Genomic DNA, 561 nt, shown 5'->3' on the forward strand with positions numbered 1-561 from the left:
CAGAGTGAGACAGGGGTGGGGGGCCGCCGGTAGGTACGCCACTGCCGCGTAATTGGTCCATGAAATTGCGCAGCGTCAGTAGGGCTTCGATTGTATCGAGGGTGTAAACCTCGCCGCGTGGATTGAGCGCATGCCCCCCTTTTGACAGCACTTCAGAAGCCAGGGGAATATCGGCTGTGATGACCAAATCACCGGGGTGCAGGGACCGGACGATCTCGTTATCGGCCATGTCAAAGCCGCGAGGCACCTGGCGCGCCAAAATATAAGACGAAGCCGGGGTACTCAACAAGGTATTGGCTACGAAGGTTGTCAGGATTTTCGCACGTTCTGCGGCACGGAAAAGAATATCTTTGATGACCACAGGGCAGGCATCTGCATCGACCCAAATATTCATCTCAAGAAAAACCCTTCAAAGGGGTCACTGTAACAGGAACGCTTCCGGACGAATTCGACAGCAAGATTCCATCGTCCTGAATCAGGCAATTGAGATCCATGGTGCGTTCAACCAGGTGAGCCAGTGCCTGACTGTCGGACAAAGGAAGACTGAGGACGGACAGATTG

Annotated in this window: 2 protein-coding genes; both read right to left on the reverse strand. The window is 54.2% G+C overall.

Going from position 1 to position 561, the window contains the following annotated elements:
• The coding region (locus M6F29_RS12110; protein WP_298160291.1) for a YaiI/YqxD family protein at positions 1-394 on the reverse strand (394 nt) is incomplete at its 3' end.
• A gap of 1 nt (position 395) precedes the next feature.
• Positions 396-557 (reverse strand): YaeQ family protein, encoded by a 162-nt coding sequence (locus M6F29_RS12480; protein WP_366526016.1) that lies wholly within the window; start codon positions 555-557, stop codon positions 396-398.
• Positions 558-561 lie beyond the last annotated feature (4 nt).

This window comes from Ferrovum sp., from assembly GCF_027317285.1.
Classification (GTDB): Bacteria; Pseudomonadota; Gammaproteobacteria; order Burkholderiales; family Ferrovaceae; genus Ferrovum.